Origin of the sequence: Polynucleobacter sp. IMCC 29146, assembly GCF_021395195.1 — a bacterium.
Taxonomy (GTDB): Bacteria; Pseudomonadota; Gammaproteobacteria; order Burkholderiales; family Burkholderiaceae; genus Polynucleobacter.
The window spans coordinates 259,946-278,135 of sequence record NZ_JAJVCR010000003.1; the positions used below are offsets into that span (position 1 = coordinate 259,946).

Genomic DNA, 18,190 nt, shown 5'->3' on the forward strand with positions numbered 1-18,190 from the left:
TTTTTTAGGAGTTAAGATGACTGAGCGTTCCGTATCCAATTCCATCGTCCACAGTAATTTAGTGCGTTTGCCGCCTAGCGCGACTATTCTCGATGCTGCACGCACCATGACTAAGGCAAATTGTGGCAGTGTCTTAATTATTTCACCTAATGGCACTTTAGAGGGCATTGTGACTGAGCGCGATTTAATGACGCGGGTATTAGCAAAGGGCTTGATTCCTGAAAAAACCGTAGTGTCTCAAGTGATGACGCCGAACCCCCATTGTGTGCCTCCCGAAATGATTGTGTCGCATGCCGTGATGATTATGATTGAGCGGGGTTTTAGACATCTCCCCATTGTTTCTGATGACGGCAAAATTTTAGGAGTCTTTTCAGCGCGCGATGCATTGCCCAGAGAAATTAGTGATGCTTTAAGCCTAGCTGATTTTCATGAGCAGATGAATGATCCGTTGATCTAACTAAAAAGGGTATGCAATGGAAAAGAAAATCTCAAAAAATGAGCCATATCCGATTGAAGTTCAGGCTGGCAATACCTATGCATGGTGTTCATGCGGACTGAGTAAAACTCAGCCATTTTGTGATGAATCTCATCAATTAACTGACTGTATGCCCTTTGAATTTACTGCTACTGAAAGTAAGGTTATTTATTTCTGTGGCTGTAAGCAAACGGCATCACCACCGCTCTGTGATGGTTGCCACCGCTCACTGTAGACCGAGATTTCAGTTGCTTGCACAGAAAGCCCGCTTTATGGGCCTTATCCTTTAAGTTTGCCGGCGCCTAGAGGAAAACCCTTATAATCTTGCAAGTAATTTAGTACAGAGATATGGGCTTTGTTTGACAACTGATTTAGGCTAATTTTGAACCTTGCAAACTACTTTCCGGTTTTGCTGTTTATCCTCGTTGGGATAGCCGTTGGTTTAGTGCCAATGTTATTGGGCAAAATAGTAGCCCCCTCTAGCCCAAATGCTGAAAAACTGTCTCCCTACGAATGCGGCTTTGAAGCATTCGAAGATGCCCGCATGAAATTTGATGTGCGCTATTACCTAATTGCCATTCTTTTTATTTTGTTCGACCTTGAAACTGCCTTTCTATTTCCTTGGGGAGTGGCTTTGCGTGATATTGGTTGGGCAGGCTATGCCTCGATGATTGTGTTCCTCTTGGAATTTATTGTAGGCTTTGTTTACATCTGGAAAAAGGGCGCCCTCGACTGGGAGTAAAAGTTATGGCGTTGGAAGGCGTACTCAAAGAAGGTTTTATTACTACCTCTGCAGATCAGCTCATTAACTGGACCCGTACTGGTTCGCTGTGGCCCATGACTTTTGGTTTAGCTTGCTGCGCCGTAGAGATGATGCATGCGGGTGCCGCTCGTTACGATTTAGATCGCTTCGGTGTTGTATTTCGGCCCTCGCCACGGCAATCTGATTTAATGATTGTGGCTGGCACGCTTTGTAACAAAATGGCCCCAGCCTTACGTAAAGTGTACGATCAGATGCCTGAACCCCGCTGGGTGATTTCAATGGGCTCATGCGCTAATGGTGGTGGCTATTATCATTACTCTTATTCGGTTGTGCGGGGCTGTGATCGAATTGTGCCTGTAGATATATACGTACCAGGTTGCCCACCCACGGCCGAAGCCCTAATTTACGGCATCATTCAGTTGCAGGCCAAAATTGGCCGCACTAGCACTATTGCACGCAAAGCGTAAACCGAGCCACTATGTCTGAGCGCTTAAATCATCTCGCCCAAACCATTCAAAACGTGCTGGGTGCGCGGGTTAAATCGATTGAGGTCGCTTTAAATGAAGTGACTCTCGTGGTAAGCGCTGACGATTATTTAAACGCTGCCTTTTTGTTGCGCGACGAACCAGCTTTGGCATTTGCACAACTAATCGATTTATGCGGAGTTGATTATCAAGAGTATGGCGATGGTACGTGGACTGGCTTGCGTTTCGCAGTCGTCACTCATTTACTTTCCTTGCAACATAATCAACGGCTCCGGCTGCGGGTTTTTGCACCGGACGATAGCTATCCAGTAGTTGCATCTCTCGTACCCGTATGGAGTTCTGCTAATTGGTTCGAACGTGAAGCCTTCGATTTATTCGGAATTTTGTTCGACGGCCATGAGGATTTGCGCCGCATTCTGACCGACTATGGTTTTATTGGCCACCCATTTCGAAAAGACTTTCCGATTTCTGGAACAGTTGAAATGCGCTACGATCCTGAACTCAAGCGAGTAGTGTATCAACCTGTCACAATTGAGCCACGTGAAGTGATTCCCCGCATTGTCCGTGAAGAATCATATGGAGGACCCGCTTAACGGTCTTTATCATGGCAGAAATTAAGAATTACACCCTCAACTTTGGCCCTCAGCATCCTGCAGCGCATGGCGTTTTACGTTTAGTACTTGAGTTGGATGGCGAAGTTATTCAGCGCGCTGATCCGCATATTGGTTTATTACATCGCGCTACTGAAAAGTTAGCTGAGACGCGCACTTGGATTCAAAACGTGCCGTACATGGATCGTCTTGATTATGTCTCAATGATGGTGAATGAGCACGCCTATGTCATGTCGATTGAAAAATTAATTGGCGTTGATGTGCCATTACGAGCCCAATATATTCGCGTGATGTTTGATGAATTAACGCGTTTACTGAATCATCTACTCTGGATTGGTTGTCATGGTTTAGATGTGGGGGCAATGGCCGTATTTTTATATGCTTTCCGTGATCGTGAAGAAATTTTTGATATGTATGAGGCTGTATCTGGCGCACGGATGCATGCAGCTTACTATCGTCCGGGGGGAGTGTATCGAGATTTGCCCAGCGAGATGCCTCAATTTACAAAATCAAAATTGCGTAGTGATGCGGCAATTCAGCGCCTGAATGAAACTCGTACTGGTTCTTTACTCGATTTCATTGAAGCTTTTAGTCAACGCTTTCCAGCTAATGTTGATGAATACTGCAACCTTCTCACCGATAACCGTATTTGGAAGCAGCGTTTAGTGGGCATTGGTGTGGTTACCCCTGAGCGAGCTCTACAGCTTGGTTTTACAGGGCCTATGTTGCGTGGCTCTGGTATTGAATGGGATTTACGTAAAAAGCAACCCTATGAAGTATATGACCGTCTAGACTTTGATATTCCAGTAGGGGTCAATGGCGATTCTTATGATCGGTATTTAGTGCGCATGGAAGAGATGCGGCAATCAAACCGCATCATTACTCAGTGTGTTGCATGGCTAAAAGAAAATTCTGGTTCAGTGATGAGCGCTAACCATAAAGTTGCCCCACCATCGCGTTTAGATATGAAAACTAATATGGAAGAATTAATTCACCATTTCAAATTATTTACCGAAGGCATTCATGTTGCGCAAGGTGAGGCTTATGCTGCGGTCGAACACCCGAAAGGGGAGTTTGGCGTCTATTTAATTTCTGATGGGACTAATAAACCTTATCGAATGAAAATTCGTGCGCCCGGTTTTGTTCATTTAGCTGCCCTCGACGAAATGGCGCGGGGCCATATGATTGCTGATGCAGTGACGATTATTGGCACTCAAGATATTGTCTTTGGTGAGATCGACCGCTAATGACAACTTTATTTTCTGTTGCCTGCCGCGCGGAAATTGATCGCAATATTGCGAAGTATCCGCCTGAGCAAAAGCAATCGGCAGTGATGGCGGCTTTAATTGCCGCGCAAACCGAGTTAGGTTGGGTTTCGCCAGCCGTGATTGAAGAAGTAGCACAGATCTTAGGCATGCCCACCATTGCGGTAGATGAAGTAGCCACTTTTTATAATATGTATAACACTAAGCCTGTTGGCGCATACAAAATTGTGGTGTGCACAAATTTGCCTTGCCAATTAAGTCATGGCGCTGATGCAGCTGATTATTTGAAACAAACCCTTGGTATCGGATTTAATGAAACTACACCTTGTGGCACTTTTACTCTTAAAGAAGGTGAGTGCATGGGCGCTTGCGGTGACTCTCCTGTGATGTTGGTAAACGATAAGCGCATGTGTAGTTTTATGAGTCACGACAAAATTGATGCTTTATTAGCTGAGTTACGTATTGCCAAGACAAATTATGCAGAAGGATCGGCAGCATGACCAGCTTGCATAAAAATCATGTGAAGCCGCTAATTTTAGCTGGCTTAACTGGCGATAATTGGCATTTAGAAGATTACGTGAAGCGCGGCGGTTATGGACAATTGCGGCGCATCTTAAGCGAACCTGTTGCACCTGAGGCGATCATTGCTGAGTTGAAGTTATCGGCATTGCGCGGGCGTGGGGGTGCGGGCTTTCCTACTGGCTTGAAGTGGAGCTTTATGCCACGCCAATTTCCGGGGCAAAAATATTTAGTATGTAACAGTGATGAAGGCGAGCCAGGCACTTTTAAAGACCGCGACATCATGCGCTATAACCCCCATGCCTTAATTGAGGGCATGATTATTGGTGCGTACACGATGGGCATAAGTGTGGGCTATAACTATATTCATGGTGAAATCTGGGATGTTTATAAACGCTTTGAAGCCGCGTTAGACGAAGCACGAGCCGCAGGTTATTTAGGTAATCAGATTTTAGGTAGTCAGTTTAGTTTTGAATTGCATGCTTCGCCAGGTTGGGGGGCTTATATTTGTGGTGAAGAAACGGCCTTACTCGAATCTTTAGAAGGTAAGAAAGGTCAGCCTCGTTTTAAGCCGCCATTTCCAGCTAGTTTTGGCTTATATGGCAAGCCGACCACCATAAACAACACCGAGACATTTGCGGCCGTGCCATTCATTTTGGCAATGGGTGGCGAGGCGTACTTAAAATTGGGCAAGCCAAACAATGGTGGCACCAAAATATTTTCGGTTTCAGGTGATGTTAATCGGCCTGGCAATTATGAAATTCCCATGGGCTTACCATTCGCAGAATTATTGCAATTGGCTGGCGGCATGCGCAATGGCTCTACCTTAAAAGCAGTTATTCCCGGCGGTTCTTCGGCGCCCGTTATTCCAGCTGCTGAGATGATGGATTTAACGATGGATTACGACAGCATTGCTAAAGCGGGCTCGATGTTAGGCTCGGGAGCTGTAATCGTGATGAATGACACGCGCTGCATGGTGCAGGCCTTATTACGGCTCTCGTATTTTTATCACGAAGAATCCTGCGGGCAATGCACACCTTGTCGCGAAGGCACTGGGTGGTTATGGCGAATTGTTAATCGCATAGAACATGGTAAGGGACGCATAGAAGATTTAGATTTATTGAACGATGTCGCCAACAACATCCAAGGCCGCACAATTTGTGCATTAGGCGATGCTGCAGCGATGCCAGTACGCGGTATGTTGAAGCATTTCCGTGATGAGTTTGCTTATCACATCGAGCATGGGCGTTGCCTTGTATCCAAGGGCGTGAGTCATCCTCTAGAAACTGCTGAAGTGGTTGGGAGTTCAAGTATATGAGCATGGTCGAACTTGAAGTTGATGGTAAGCCAGTAGTAGTTCCACAGGGTTCGATGGTGATGCATGCAGCGAATAGCTTGGGTACCTATGTGCCCCATTTTTGTTACCACAAAAAATTATCGATTGCGGCGAATTGCCGGATGTGTTTAGTCGAGGTTGAAAAAGCTCCCAAGCCTTTACCTGCTTGTGCCACACCAGTGACGCAAGGCATGAAAGTATTTACGCATTCAGCTAAAGCCCTTGAGGCGCAACGTTCAGTGATGGAGTTTTTACTAATTAACCATCCACTGGATTGCCCGATTTGTGACCAGGGTGGCGAATGTCAGCTTCAAGATTTAGCAGTGGGCTACGGCAAATCGAGTTCACGTTATACCGAAGAGAAGCGGGTGGTATTTCATAAAAATGTTGGCCCTTTAATTTCTATGGAAGAAATGTCCCGCTGTATCCATTGCACGCGCTGCGTGCGCTTTGGTCAAGAGGTTGCGGGTGTAATGGAATTGGGGATGGTTAACCGTGGTGAACATTCTGAAATAACCACCTTCTTGGGACGTACGATCGACTCTGAGTTGTCGGGCAATATGATCGATATTTGCCCAGTTGGCGCTTTAACTAGCAAGCCATTTCGTTATGCCGCGCGAACGTGGGAGTTAGCGCGTAAGCGTTCACTAAGCCCGCACGATAGCTTAGGCAGTAATACGACGGTGCAAACCAAGTCTAATCGCGTGATGCGTGTAGTCGCTTTAGAAAACGAAGCAATCAATGAATGTTGGATTAGTGATCGTGACCGTTTTGCCTACGAGGGGCTAAATAGTACCGATCGGCTAACAAAGCCGATGGTGAAGCAAGATGGCAAGTGGTTAGAAACCGATTGGCAGTCGGCGCTAGATTATGTTGTCCATTCTTTACAAACGATTGGTAATTTACATGGCGCTGAATCAATTGCCGCCATTGCCCATCCTATTTCGAGTATTGAAGAGTTATATCTATTACAAAAATTAATTCGTGGTTTAGGCTCCAGTCAAATTGAAACGCGTTTACGCCAAGTTGATACCCGTGGCGCTGCTACTGTGCCTTATTTGGGAATGGCTATCAATGAATTAAGCGGGTTAAAACGCGCGCTCATCATTGGCAGTAATTTTCGTAAAGACCAGCCACTTCTTGCCGCGCGTTTGCGCACTGCTACTAAGCTAGGCTTACAAATGCATCGCTTGGATGCAGGCGGTAGCGATTGGCTGATGCCATTAGCAAGTAGCTTAACGATGCGACCGAGTGCTTGGGTCACGGGGCTTAGTGAAATTGCTTTAGCAGTTGCGCAGGCAAAAGGGGTATCAGCCCCCACAGGAATTCGCAGCCAAACCGTTTCACCTGAAGCAATGCAGATTGCGCAAGCACTATTAGAGACACCAGCGCTTAACCCATCAACAGGCTCAGACGCTCGCCCAACCCAAGCAATATTTTTAGGTGCAAGTGCTATCACACATCCACAAGCGGCTGATTTACATGGATTAGCGCAATTTATTGCCGAACAGACTGGTGCACGCTTTGGTTTCCTGCAGGAGGGTGGTAATAGTGTTGGTGCGCATCTAGTGAATGCAGTGCAGGGCAATGAGGGTAGTATCAACTCCTTGCTCGACGGAGAGCGTCATGCTTATCTATTGATGCATGTTGAGCCTTTGGCAGACTTGCCGAACCCACAGCAAACTCGCGCAGCCTTAACTAAGGCTGATACCGTGATTGCCTTAACCGCATTCACCAGCCCCGACTTACTCGAGTTGGCTGATGTACTTTTGCCCATTACGCCCTTTACAGAAACCATGGCTAGCTATGTGAATACCGCTGGCACAATTCAAACCATTCAGCCTGCTGTAAAACCGCTCGGCGATTCGCGACCCGCATGGAAAGTGATACGCACCCTCGGAACGCTGGCAAAGCTCGATGGCTTTTTATATAACCTACCTGAAGAAGTGCGTGCAGAAGCTTTACCTGAGATGCACGATAGCGCTGTGTCTCGCGCTAATAATCAATTTACAGGACTATTTAGTTTGAGCACAACAGTGCCAGCACAGCCCGCGAGTTTAGAGCGCTTAGGAGAGGTGCCGTTGTATGGAGTTGATGCTATTGTCCGTCGTTCGAGCGCATTGCAACTAACTGCCGATGCAAAATTAGCTTCAAAGGTAGGCTTAGGGCCAGATACTTTTGCTGAACTGGGTTTGGTAGAGGGCGAAATAGTGCAAGTGACGCAAGCAGGCATGAGCGTCAATATGACTGCCACGCAAATACCTAATTTAGCTGCCGGTGTCGTTCGCTTGGCGAGCACTACTCTAGCCAGTATGCAGCTGGGGCCGATGTTTGGCCCAATTACGGTAACGCGGATTGCCGGAGAAGTGGGCTAAGCGATGGCTAATTTTCTCAACCTGATCGAAATGCAAGGCATCGCTATCTTTGGCTCATTTTGGCCTTTGGTCTGGACCTTAATCAAAATCGTCATCATTGTTTTGCCGATGTTTGGCGCAGTTGCCTACCTCACCTTGTGGGAGCGCAAACTGATCGGTTGGATGCACATTCGCTTAGGCCCTAATCGGGTCGGACCATTAGGCTTATTTCAGCCTATTGCCGACGCGCTTAAACTTTTATTAAAAGAAATTATTGCGCCTACACGGGCTAGTAAAGCCTTATACGTGATTGCGCCAGTGATGGTAATTGCGCCCGCATTTGCTGCATGGGCTGTCATTCCATTTCAGGCAGAAATGGTGTTAGCGAATGTAAATGCTGGGCTGCTGTATGTCATGGCAATTACTTCGGTTGGCGTCTACGGCATTATTTTGGCCGGCTGGGCCTCTAACTCGAAATATCCGTTCTTAGGCGCGATGCGCGCTGCTGCACAAATGATTTCTTATGAAATTGCGATGGGCTTTGCTTTAGTTACCGTGCTAATGGTGTCGGGCTCTTTAAATTTAAGCACTATCGTCATTAGTCAAGGTGCGGGTCTTTTTGCTAGTTATGGCTTGAATTTCTTGTCATGGAATTGGTTGCCCCTCTTGCCAATGTTTTTAATTTACTTTATTTCAGGCATTGCTGAAACGAATCGACATCCATTTGACGTTGTCGAAGGCGAGTCGGAAATTGTTGCTGGCCACATGGTGGAATATTCGGGCATGGCTTTTGCGATGTTTTTTTTAGCCGAGTATGCCAACATGATTTTGATAGCGGCAATGGCTTCCGTCTTATTCTTAGGCGGTTGGCTGCCTATTCTTGATTTACCGATGCTGCGCGATATTCCGGGCTTCTTCTGGCTATTTGCTAAAACATTTTTCTTGTTATCGTGCTTCATTTGGTTGCGCGCCACCTTACCGCGTTATCGCTATGACCAAATTATGCGCTTAGGCTGGAAAATTTTTATCCCCCTCGCGGTTTTTTGGGTGGTGGTCGTTGGCGCCTGGATTGTTTCGCCTTGGAATATTTGGAATTAATTGAAGCCATGATCAAAAAATCATTCAAACGGATTAGTCAATTTTTCGATAGCCTCATGCTCAGAGATATTTTGACGGGAATGTCGATTACGGGACGTTATCTTTTTAAACCAAAGTTTACGATTCAGTACCCCGAAGAAAAGACACCTTTGTCACCCCGTTTTCGTGGCCTCCATGCTTTACGGCGTTATCCAAATGGGGAAGAGCGGTGCATTGCTTGTAAATTATGTGAAGCCGTTTGTCCTGCTTTAGCAATTTCAATTGAATCAGATCAGCGTGAGGATGGTACCCGCCGTACGACCCGTTACGACATTGATTTAACTAAATGTATTTTTTGTGGCTTCTGTGAAGAAGCATGTCCGGTTGATGCGATTGTGGAAACCAATATTTTTGAATACTTTGGTGATAAACGCGGCGACCTGTATATGACTAAAGAAATGTTATTAGCTGTTGGCGACGAGTATGAAAAAGAAATTGCTGCTAATCGTGCTGCCGACGCCCCTTATCGTTAATGCTGAATAATTAAAGAACCCGTGGCCCTCGAACCCTCAACTATCTTCGCAATTTTCTTTTATGCCTTTGCGGGCTTATTGATTATTTCTGCTTTGCGGGTGGTAACGGCAGCCAACCCAGTGCATGCCGCACTCTTTTTGGTGCTGGCATTTTTCTGTGCCTCAGGAATTTGGATGCTATTACAAGCAGAATTTTTAAGTCTAGCGCTAATTTTGGTTTATGTTGGGGCGGTGATGGTGTTATTTCTATTCGTGGTGATGATGCTAGATTTAGATTTAGCCCATTTGCGCCGCGATTTTAAAAAATACCTCCCAGTGGCATTTTTAATGGGGATTGTGATTGTTTTAGAATTAGCAGTCGTATTAATTCGCAGTTTTATTGGAACTCGTGCACCAGTTCAAGTGATGAGTGAGGAGCTAGCGAGCAACAATACCCAAGCGCTCGGTAAATTAATTTTTGTTGATTATGTTTATGCCTTTGAAGTAGCTGGCGTTATTCTATTGGTTGCCATTATTGCAGCTGTAGCGCTCACTTTACGACATCGTAAAGATTCGAAGACCCAAAATATTGCTGATCAAGTTGCTGTTAAGGCTAGCGAGCGCCTGCGTATTGTGACGATGCCAAGCGAGATGGATGCCAAACAAGATGCTGAGCAAAATCGTCGCGGGAGGCAAGAGTGACTATTACTTTGGCTCATTATTTGGTGTTGAGTGCCATTCTGTTTGCAACCAGTGTGGTGGGGATTTTCTTGAATCGTCGCAACTTAATCGTATTGCTAATGGCAATTGAATTAATGCTACTTTCAGTCAATATTAACTTTATTGCCTTCTCTCATTTTCTGGGTGATATGGCTGGGCAAGTTTTCGTCTTTTTTATTTTGACGGTGGCTGCTGCTGAAGCTGCTATTGGTTTGGCAATTTTGATCGTGCTCTTTCGTAAACTCGATACGATTAATGCTGAAGATCTTGATCGGCTTAAGGGTTAATAATGCAAACGAATTTAACCCTACCACTCTTATGTGCCATTCCGCTTGCTCCATTAATCGGTGCAATCATTACTGGTTTTTTTGGTACGGCGCTATTCGGCAATCGTTTAAGTAAAGTAGGCTCTCAGTCGCTCGCTATTATGGGCGTCATTATTGCTTTTGCCTTGTCCTGCCAAGTTTTCTTTTACGTGCAGGCAGGTGATTATTTCAATGGCGAGGTTTATACCTGGATGCAATTGGGCGAGCTTAATTTGGGTATTGGTTTTTTAATTGACTCACTCACCGCTACCATGATGGTAGTAGTGACCTTTGTGTCATTAATGGTCCACATTTATACGATTGGCTATATGCATGGCGAGGAGGGTTATAACCGCTTCTTTTCATATATCTCTTTGTTTACTTTTGCGATGTTAATGTTGGTGATGAGCAATAACCTCTTGCAACTCTTTTTTGGTTGGGAGGCAGTGGGGGTGGTGTCTTACTTGCTAATCGGCTTTTATTTTGAACGTCAAACTGCCGTGTTTGCCAATATGAAGGCCTTTTTAGTGAATCGGGTAGGTGACTTTGGTTTCATCTTGGGCATTGGTTTAATTTTGGCTTACACCGGCTCGATGAACTATGACGCAATTTTTGCTCAAAATACCGCGCTTGCTGCTCAAACACTTCCTGGTACCAGTTGGAATCTAATGACGGTAATTTGTATTTGCTTGTTCATTGGTGCGATGGGTAAGTCGGCTCAATTTCCATTGCATGTTTGGTTACCAGACTCAATGGAAGGGCCAACACCAATTTCTGCCTTGATTCATGCGGCTACTATGGTGACAGCGGGTATTTTTATGGTCTCACGGATGTCGCCCTTATTTGAATTATCCACGACAGCCCTCAGCTTTATTTTGGTCATTGGTTCGATTACCGCATTGTTTATGGGCTTCTTAGGCATTGTGCAAAACGATATCAAACGTGTAGTGGCTTATTCCACGCTATCACAGTTGGGCTTCATGACCATTGCCTTGGGTGTATCGGCTTATCCAGTTGCTATTTTTCATTTAATGACCCATGCTTTCTTTAAGGCCTTATTGTTTTTAGCGGCGGGTAGTGTGATTATGGGTATGCACCATGAGCAAGACATGCGCAAAATGGGCGGCCTGTGGAAATATATGCCCATTACTTGCCTGATGATGTTGATTGGCAGTTTATCGTTGATTGGAACGCCATTCTTTTCCGGCTTTTACTCGAAAGATTCGATCATAGAAGCCGTTGCTGCCAGCGATATACCTGGCTCAGGGTTTGCCTATTTTGCCGTCATGGTAAGTGTGTTTATTACCGCTTTGTACTCATTCCGTTTGTACTTTTATGTTTTTCATGGCAAAGAGCGGTTTCATCAACCCAGTCATGCTACGCACCAGGCCGAACATCATGATGAACACGCAGACATTGCTGATCATCACGGTTTAGCCGCTGGTGAAGTGCCGCATGAGTCACCTTGGGTGGTAACGGTGCCATTAATTCTATTGGCCATTCCGTCCGTCATCATTGGTTTTTATGCCATTGAGCCGATGTTGTTTGGGGATTTTTTTGGTGACTCGATGTTCATTGATCTGAGCCAGCATCCCGTAATGGAAGAGTTAGCGAATGAATTTCATGGCCCCATTGCGATGGCCCTTCATGCGCTGACCTCTTCGGTAACAATCTTAGTGGCCCTAGGGGTGTTAACTGCAGCGCTAGGCTATTTATGGGTGCCTAGCTTACCAAGCAAAATTGCCCACACCTTTGCGCCATTGAAAAAATTACTTGATCATAAATATTACTTAGACGAACTCAATCAATTGATCTTTGCTAAGGGTTCTATTATGTTAGGTCGCGGCTTATGGCATCGCGGTGATCAACGGCTAATTGATGGTTTACTGGTTAATGGCAGTGCGCATTTAGTTAGTCGCATGGCTGGAGTAATGCGGCATTTGCAGTCGGGTTATTTATATCACTATGCATTTGCGATGATTTTAGGCCTAGCCGTTTTATTGGCTTGGGTTTTATATGCTTACTTACCTTATGTGCGCTAGGTATTAATTTCATGACACTTTCATTCGCAATCTGGACACCAATCTTCTTCGGCCTTGTGCTGTTGATGTTTGGTTCAGATAAATCCACTGTTGGTTTGCGCTATCTAGCGCTCTTTGGTGCAGTTATTAGTTTTATTGCCACCTTACCTTTAATTTTAAATTTTGATCTTGCCAATGCTGGCATGCAATTTGTGGAAAAGGTCAGTTGGATTCCGCGCTACGATATTAATTACTATTTAGGAGTTGATGGGATTTCAGTATGGTTTATCGTACTTACTGCATTCATCAATATCTTCATAGTGATTGCCGCTTGGGATGTAATTCAAGTCAAGGTTTCTCAGTATCTAGCTGCCTTCATGATTTTGTCGGGCTTAATGATTGGCGTATTTGCAGCGCTTGACGCTTTATTGTTTTATGTGTTCTTTGAGGCAACCTTAATTCCGATGTATGTAATTATTGGGGTATGGGGTGGGCACAACCGTATTTATGCAGCCTTTAAGTTCTTCTTGTATACCTTGCTGGGCTCGTTACTGACTTTAGTGGCCTTGCTCTATCTATATAACGTCAGTAATAGTTTTGACATTCTGGTTTGGCAAAAGACGCGCTTAGATATTGTTGAACAAGTCTTTTTGTTTGCGGCGTTTTTCATGGCCTTTGCAGTTAAGGTGCCGATGTGGCCACTACATACCTGGCTTCCCGATGTGCACGTTGAGGCTCCCACGGGCGGTTCTGTAGTGCTAGCAGCCATTATGTTGAAGTTAGGCGCGTATGGTTTCTTGCGCTTCTCTTTGCCAATAGCACCTGATGCTAGCCAATATCTGGGCCCTTTTATTATTTTCTTATCTTTGGTGGCAGTGATTTATGTTGGTCTGGTTGCCTTAGTGCAGCAGGATATGAAGAAGTTGGTAGCGTACTCGTCGGTAGCGCACATGGGTTTTGTAACCCTGGGATTTTTTCTATTTAGCCCGCTTGGTATTGAGGGTGGAATTGTGCAAATGATTTCACATGGCTTTATTTCGGGTGCCATGTTCTTATCGATTGGTGTTTTATATGAGCGGATGCATACTCGGCAAATTGCGGATTATGGCGGTGTAGCACATACGATGCCTAAATTTGCAGTGTTTGCTGTCTTTATGGTAATGGCTAATTGCGGTTTACCTGCAACCTCAGGCTTTGTGGGTGAGTTTATGGTGATTCTGGCGGCAGTAGATTACGACTTCTTAATTGGGGTCTTAGCAGCCACAGCTTTAGTTCTTGGCGCCGCTTATTCTTTATGGATGGTGAAGCGGGTCTTTTTTGGTCCGATTGCCAACCCCCAGGTAGCCGCGCTGAAAGATATTAATGGGCGTGAGTTTTTCATGATGGGCGCATTATCGATCTGTGTGTTGTGGATGGGGGTATATCCCAAACCTTTTACCGATATCATCCATCCCGCCGTAATTAATCTGCTGCAACATGTTGCCGTAAGTAAATTGTAGGATAGAACAGATGCAAGCACTTGACCTTATTGCCATTTTCCCCGAATTACTGTTACTGGTAACCGCCTGCTTTTTATTGGTAGCTAGTGTTTTTGTGCGTGAGCGCCCAGTAATAATCAGCAATGCTTTTGCTGCTAGCGAAGAACCGGATATTTTTCATACGCCCCGTGGGGTTGGGTTTGTTTATTTCTTCACCATAATTTTATTAGCTGTTCTTGCCATTGCCTTTATTGGCCGCTTTGATGATGTATCACTATTGGCAATGAATGGCTTGTTTCAGTCTGATCCAATGGCTAATTTACTCAAAGCAGGGTGCTGTTTAGCTTTGCTAATTAGCTTGATTTACTCTAAACAGTATTTACAAGATCGGGGCTTATTTCGTCCCGACTTTATTGTTTTATGTTTATTTGCTTTGCTCGGGCAATTGGTACTTATTTCTGGGGCAAATTTACTGAGCTTATATTTGGGCTTGGAATTAATGGCTTTATCAACCTATGCATTAGTTGCAATGCGCCATAGCAGTGCTAAGAGTGCTGAGGCAGCAATGAAATATTTTATTTTGGGTGCTTTGGCTTCTGGTTTTCTTTTATATGGCATGTCGATGCTGTATGGCGTAACGGGCTCATTAGATTTGCTCGAAATTTTTCAGGCGGTTGCTGACCCGCGCATTAATCATTTAGTCTTGGCTTTTGGAGTGGTTTTTATTGTCGCTGGCTTAGCTTTTAAAATGGGCGTAGTACCATTTCATATGTGGGTACCCGATGTGTATCAAGGTGCTCCTACCGCTGTAACACTGCTTATTGCGGCAGCCCCTAAATTAGCCGCTTTTGCTTTGCTCTTCCGTTTACTGGTAAATGCTTTATTACCTTTAATGGGTGATTGGCAGCCGATGTTAATTCTGCTAGCGATCTTGTCACTAGTTTTAGGTAATGTCACCGCAATTGCCCAAACTAATCTCAAGCGGATGCTAGCTTATTCAGCGATTGCGCAAATGGGTTTTGTTTTATTAGGGATGCTGGCCGTATTTGATGAGCATGCTTATAGTTCCGCCTTTTTTTATGCCTTAACCTATGTCATAACTACTTTAGGCAGCTTCGGCTTATTAATGCTGCTTTCGCGCAAAGGCTATGACTGCGAAACGCTAGATGGTCTAAAGGGCTTAAATCAACAACATCCTTGGTATGCTTTTATCGGCTTAATTTTGATGTTTTCGCTTGCTGGGGTTCCGCCTACTGTTGGCTTTGCGGCAAAGCTAGCCGTTCTTGAAGCCTTGGTGGATGCACAATATACTGGTTTGGCAGTACTTGCGGTATTGGCGTCTTTGGTGGGCGCTTTTTATTATTTGCGGGTAGTTAAGGTCATGTACTTCGACGAGCCAATCCATGAGTTACATGCAGTGAGTGGCTCTAGATTTGCACGTAGTATATTAAGTCTGAACGGCATTTTAGTTTTAGTCTTAGGCATTTTCCCCGCTGGCTTATTAACATTGTGTTTAGATGCTATGCGTCGCACTTTGTTAGGCGTTTAATGACTGAAAAATCACTCAGTGATTTAGCCATTGGCGATGCCCATTTGCGTGAAGAGCGCGTTTCGGGTGAGGCCATCTACGATGGTATTTTTTTGCAGATGAAACGCGATGTTGTACGCCTGCCTGATGGGGCAGAGGCAATGCGTGAATATTTAACTCATCCGGGCGCCGTAGCCATTTTGGCTATATTGGATGATGGCCGGGTGCTCATGGAGCGACAGTATCGTTACCCCATTGCTAAAGCTTGCTTAGAAATTCCAGCGGGTAAGTTAGAAATTGGTGAAGACCCTTTACTTTGCGCACAACGTGAGCTTCTAGAAGAGACCGGCTATACCGCAAGTACATGGTCTTTTATTCGCCGCATTAATCCGGTGATTTCCTATTCAACAGAATTTATCGATATTTACTTGGCACAAGGGCTTATAGAGGGTAAAAGTCAGCTTGATGCAGAAGAGTTTTTAGACGTATTTGCTGCGCCTCTAGAAGATTTACTGCAGTGGGTTGAACGTGGCGAAATTACCGATGTGAAGACGATTATTTCGAGTTACTGGTTAGAGCGTTATCGGCGCGGCTTAGTTTTACCAAAATCTTTATAATTAGATATTTATTTATAGCCCTTGAATTTATGCAAATAATCCTTATCTATTATTGGTATGAAAGTCTATAACCTTTCTTGTGCACTGACCCATTCTTTTGAAGGCTGGTTTGCTTCGGAGGCAGATTGCCTATCACAACAGGCGAATGGTCTATTAACTTGTCCAATATGTAATAGCAATGAGGTTATTCGGCTACCTTCTGCACCCCATATTGGTGATCGGCTTGGCGAGCGCAATGCAGTGCAAACACAGACTCAGCTTGAACCACAAATGCAGGAGGCCTTTTTAAAGGGCGTGCGCCAATTAATTAATGGTGCAGAAGATGTTGGCACTGCATTTGCTGAAGAGGCGCGGCGCATTCATTACCATGAAGCCCCCGAACGCAATATTCGCGGCCAAACAACGCAAGACGAAGCAGAATCATTACGAGAAGAGGGCATTCAGGTATTAGCTTTGCCCGCGCTTCCAATCCTTAAAAATACCCTGCAGTAAGCCACTTAATTTCTATTAAGTTGTTAATGATTTGCAGTTACTTTGAGGTTGGCATGACGAATTCTGCGCCTTTGCTAATACTTTCTGGCCAGCGCTGCATCACACTTTTTTGCTTAGTATAAAAACGGACACTTTCTTTGCCGTAGGCGTGGGTATCGCCAAAGATGGAGCGCTTCCAGCCACCAAAGCCATGCCAGGCCATGGGCACAGGAATCGGTACATTAATCCCCACCATGCCGACTTGCACACGGCGGGCAAATTCGCGCGCAATATTACCATCGCTGGTAAAGCAGGCAACGCCATTCCCAAATTCATGGGCATTGACTAAATTCAAAGCGTCGGCAAAGTTAGCCACCCGCACGCAAGAAAGTACTGGGCCAAAAATTTCTTCACGATAAATTTTCATCTCGGGAGTGACATTATCAAAGAGGGTGCCACCAATCCAGAAGCCTTGCGCAAACTGTGGAGATTTAAATGGGCGTCCATCAACCAATAATGTGGCGCCACTAGCTACGCCACTTTCTATATACCCAGTAATGCGCTCAAGGGCTGCGCGACTTACTATCGGCCCCATCTCGGCATCGAGCTCCATCCCGTTTTTAATTTTCAGGGACCGTGTCCGTTCAATCAGCTTTGGCATGACTTTATCGGCTGCATCGCCAACCAGAACCGCAACTGAAATAGCCATACAGCGTTCGCCAGCGGAGCCATAAGCAGCTCCAACTAAGGCGTCAACCGCTTTGTCGATATCGGCATCGGGCATGATGACCATGTGATTTTTAGCTCCCCCGAGGGCTTGAACGCGTTTGCCAAAATGGGCGCCACGCTCATAAATATAGTTGGCAATTGGGGTTGAGCCAACAAAGCTTAGGGCCTTGACGTGAGGATTTTCAAGCAAGGCATCAACTGCTTCTTTATCGCCTTGTACGACGTTAAAGACACCGTCAGGCAAACCCGCTTCTTTGAGTAAGCGCGCCATGAATAAAGAAGCCGATGGGTCGGTAGGGCTCGGCTTGAGGATGAAAGTGTTGCCGCAGGCTATTGCCATTGGAAACATCCACATTGGCACCATGACCGGAAAGTTAAATGGAGTAATTCCAGCAACTACTCCTAAAGGCTGGCGCATGACCCAATTGTCGATGCCTGTCGAGACTTGCTCGGTGTAGTCGCCTTTGAGTAGCTCGGGAATACCTGTGGCGAATTCGACAATCTCTATTCCGCGAGTGACTTCGCCTTGGGCATCTGTAAAGACTTTGCCGTGCTCAGCAGTAATAATGGCGGCCAATTCATCGCTATGGCGATTTAGCAGCTCGAGGTATTTAAAAAGAATGCGCGCGCGCCGTAGGGGCGAGGTATCCGACCATGCAGGAAAAGCAGCTTGTGCAAGCTCAACAGCCGCATCAACCTCGGCACGGTTAGCCAAGGCAACTCGCCTGGCAATTGCGCCAGTAGCGGGGTTATACACATCTGCAAAGCGACCCGTTCCAGGTTGAAGGATTTTACCGCCAACAAAGTGGCCAATATCTTCTTTAATTTCAAAGGCTTGCGGTGCATTCATCAAGTTTTACCCTAGTTATTGTATGGAGTTGAAATGAAGGGTTTACAGGCAAAAACCTGCGAAAATAAGAACCC

19 protein-coding genes are annotated in these 18,190 nt (G+C 45.4%); 18 read left to right on the forward strand and 1 reads right to left on the reverse strand.

The window, feature by feature from the left end:
* Positions 1-16 precede the first annotated feature (16 nt).
* From LZT22_RS05130 to LZT22_RS05215, 18 genes are all read left to right on the forward strand, one after another.
* Positions 17-457 (forward strand): cyclic nucleotide-binding/CBS domain-containing protein, encoded by a 441-nt coding sequence (locus tag LZT22_RS05130; protein ID WP_233923993.1) that lies wholly within the window; start codon positions 17-19, stop codon positions 455-457.
* Between the two features lie 16 nt (positions 458-473).
* Positions 474-710: a CDGSH iron-sulfur domain-containing protein gene (locus LZT22_RS05135; RefSeq protein WP_233923994.1), complete on the forward strand. Its 237-nt coding sequence runs from the start codon at positions 474-476 to the stop codon at positions 708-710.
* A 147-nt stretch (positions 711-857) separates the two neighbouring features.
* Positions 858-1,217: an NADH-quinone oxidoreductase subunit A gene (locus LZT22_RS05140; protein ID WP_233923995.1), complete on the forward strand. Its 360-nt coding sequence runs from the start codon at positions 858-860 to the stop codon at positions 1,215-1,217.
* 5 nt (positions 1,218-1,222) lie between these two features.
* Positions 1,223-1,705 carry an NADH-quinone oxidoreductase subunit B family protein gene (locus tag LZT22_RS05145; protein ID WP_108468834.1) on the forward strand — a complete coding sequence of 161 codons (483 nt, stop codon included), beginning with the start codon at positions 1,223-1,225 and terminating at the stop codon, positions 1,703-1,705.
* 11 nt (positions 1,706-1,716) lie between these two features.
* Complete coding sequence (locus LZT22_RS05150; protein ID WP_233923996.1) at positions 1,717-2,316, forward strand: NADH-quinone oxidoreductase subunit C; 600 nt, start codon at positions 1,717-1,719, stop codon at positions 2,314-2,316.
* Positions 2,317-2,327: 11 nt separating this feature from the next.
* On the forward strand, positions 2,328-3,581 hold the full coding sequence (locus tag LZT22_RS05155) for an NADH-quinone oxidoreductase subunit D (RefSeq protein WP_233923997.1): 1,254 nt from the start codon (positions 2,328-2,330) through the stop codon (positions 3,579-3,581).
* Complete coding sequence (gene nuoE, locus LZT22_RS05160) at positions 3,581-4,099, forward strand: NADH-quinone oxidoreductase subunit NuoE (RefSeq protein WP_233923998.1); 519 nt, start codon at positions 3,581-3,583, stop codon at positions 4,097-4,099. Before LZT22_RS05155 ends, nuoE begins: the two co-directional genes overlap by 1 nt.
* Entirely contained in the window at positions 4,096-5,436 is a 1,341-nt protein-coding gene (gene nuoF, locus LZT22_RS05165; RefSeq protein WP_233923999.1) for an NADH-quinone oxidoreductase subunit NuoF, read from the forward strand. The genes nuoE and nuoF overlap by 4 nt, the downstream gene beginning before the upstream one ends.
* Positions 5,437-5,438: 2 nt before the next feature.
* Positions 5,439-7,829: an NADH-quinone oxidoreductase subunit NuoG gene (gene nuoG, locus LZT22_RS05170; protein ID WP_233924085.1), complete on the forward strand. Its 2,391-nt coding sequence runs from the start codon at positions 5,439-5,441 to the stop codon at positions 7,827-7,829.
* A gap of 3 nt (positions 7,830-7,832) precedes the next feature.
* Entirely contained in the window at positions 7,833-8,906 is a 1,074-nt protein-coding gene (nuoH, locus tag LZT22_RS05175; RefSeq protein WP_233924000.1) for an NADH-quinone oxidoreductase subunit NuoH, read from the forward strand.
* An 8-nt stretch (positions 8,907-8,914) separates the two neighbouring features.
* Complete coding sequence (gene nuoI / locus LZT22_RS05180; protein WP_233924086.1) at positions 8,915-9,418, forward strand: NADH-quinone oxidoreductase subunit NuoI; 504 nt, start codon at positions 8,915-8,917, stop codon at positions 9,416-9,418.
* Positions 9,419-9,439: 21 nt separating this feature from the next.
* On the forward strand, positions 9,440-10,099 hold the full coding sequence (locus tag LZT22_RS05185) for an NADH-quinone oxidoreductase subunit J (RefSeq protein ID WP_233924001.1): 660 nt from the start codon (positions 9,440-9,442) through the stop codon (positions 10,097-10,099).
* Positions 10,096-10,404 (forward strand): NADH-quinone oxidoreductase subunit NuoK, encoded by a 309-nt coding sequence (nuoK, locus tag LZT22_RS05190; protein WP_233924002.1) that lies wholly within the window; start codon positions 10,096-10,098, stop codon positions 10,402-10,404. Before LZT22_RS05185 ends, nuoK begins: the two co-directional genes overlap by 4 nt.
* Before the next feature lie 2 nt (positions 10,405-10,406).
* On the forward strand, positions 10,407-12,464 hold the full coding sequence (gene nuoL, locus LZT22_RS05195) for an NADH-quinone oxidoreductase subunit L (protein ID WP_233924003.1): 2,058 nt from the start codon (positions 10,407-10,409) through the stop codon (positions 12,462-12,464).
* An 11-nt stretch (positions 12,465-12,475) separates the two neighbouring features.
* Positions 12,476-13,942: an NADH-quinone oxidoreductase subunit M gene (locus tag LZT22_RS05200; protein ID WP_233924004.1), complete on the forward strand. Its 1,467-nt coding sequence runs from the start codon at positions 12,476-12,478 to the stop codon at positions 13,940-13,942.
* Between the two features lie 10 nt (positions 13,943-13,952).
* Entirely contained in the window at positions 13,953-15,470 is a 1,518-nt protein-coding gene (nuoN, locus tag LZT22_RS05205; protein WP_233924005.1) for an NADH-quinone oxidoreductase subunit NuoN, read from the forward strand.
* The gene (locus LZT22_RS05210) at positions 15,470-16,066 is read left to right on the forward strand and encodes an NUDIX domain-containing protein (RefSeq protein WP_233924006.1); all 597 of its coding nucleotides are present in this window, start codon (positions 15,470-15,472) and stop codon (positions 16,064-16,066) included. Before nuoN ends, LZT22_RS05210 begins: the two co-directional genes overlap by 1 nt.
* Positions 16,067-16,123: 57 nt before the next feature.
* The gene (locus LZT22_RS05215) at positions 16,124-16,558 is read left to right on the forward strand and encodes a DUF1178 family protein (protein WP_233924007.1); all 435 of its coding nucleotides are present in this window, start codon (positions 16,124-16,126) and stop codon (positions 16,556-16,558) included.
* A 37-nt stretch (positions 16,559-16,595) separates the two neighbouring features.
* On the opposite strand, the gene LZT22_RS05220 is transcribed toward LZT22_RS05215, so the two are convergent.
* Positions 16,596-18,116: a CoA-acylating methylmalonate-semialdehyde dehydrogenase gene (locus LZT22_RS05220; RefSeq protein ID WP_233924008.1), complete on the reverse strand. Its 1,521-nt coding sequence runs from the start codon at positions 18,114-18,116 to the stop codon at positions 16,596-16,598.
* Positions 18,117-18,190 lie beyond the last annotated feature (74 nt).

Excerpts from the sequence above, each read along its gene's own strand:
- LZT22_RS05130 (WP_233923993.1), top strand. The coding sequence starts at position 17 with ATGACTGAGCGTTCCGTATCCAATTCCATCGTCCACAGTAATTTAGTG.
- LZT22_RS05135 (WP_233923994.1), top strand. The coding sequence starts at position 474 with ATGGAAAAGAAAATCTCAAAAAATGAGCCATATCCGATTGAAGTTCAG.
- LZT22_RS05145 (WP_108468834.1), top strand. The coding sequence starts at position 1,223 with ATGGCGTTGGAAGGCGTACTCAAAGAAGGTTTTATTACTACCTCTGCA.
- LZT22_RS05150 (WP_233923996.1), top strand. The coding sequence starts at position 1,717 with ATGTCTGAGCGCTTAAATCATCTCGCCCAAACCATTCAAAACGTGCTG.
- LZT22_RS05155 (WP_233923997.1), top strand. The coding sequence starts at position 2,328 with ATGGCAGAAATTAAGAATTACACCCTCAACTTTGGCCCTCAGCATCCT.
- nuoE (WP_233923998.1), top strand. The coding sequence starts at position 3,581 with ATGACAACTTTATTTTCTGTTGCCTGCCGCGCGGAAATTGATCGCAAT.
- nuoF (WP_233923999.1), top strand. The coding sequence starts at position 4,096 with ATGACCAGCTTGCATAAAAATCATGTGAAGCCGCTAATTTTAGCTGGC.
- nuoG (WP_233924085.1), top strand. The coding sequence starts at position 5,439 with ATGGTCGAACTTGAAGTTGATGGTAAGCCAGTAGTAGTTCCACAGGGT.
- nuoH (WP_233924000.1), top strand. The coding sequence starts at position 7,833 with ATGGCTAATTTTCTCAACCTGATCGAAATGCAAGGCATCGCTATCTTT.
- nuoI (WP_233924086.1), top strand. The coding sequence starts at position 8,915 with ATGATCAAAAAATCATTCAAACGGATTAGTCAATTTTTCGATAGCCTC.
- nuoL (WP_233924003.1), top strand. The coding sequence starts at position 10,407 with ATGCAAACGAATTTAACCCTACCACTCTTATGTGCCATTCCGCTTGCT.
- LZT22_RS05200 (WP_233924004.1), top strand. The coding sequence starts at position 12,476 with ATGACACTTTCATTCGCAATCTGGACACCAATCTTCTTCGGCCTTGTG.
- nuoN (WP_233924005.1), top strand. The coding sequence starts at position 13,953 with ATGCAAGCACTTGACCTTATTGCCATTTTCCCCGAATTACTGTTACTG.
- LZT22_RS05210 (WP_233924006.1), top strand. The coding sequence starts at position 15,470 with ATGACTGAAAAATCACTCAGTGATTTAGCCATTGGCGATGCCCATTTG.
- LZT22_RS05215 (WP_233924007.1), top strand. The coding sequence starts at position 16,124 with ATGAAAGTCTATAACCTTTCTTGTGCACTGACCCATTCTTTTGAAGGC.
- LZT22_RS05220 (WP_233924008.1), bottom strand. The coding sequence starts at position 18,116 with ATGAATGCACCGCAAGCCTTTGAAATTAAAGAAGATATTGGCCACTTT.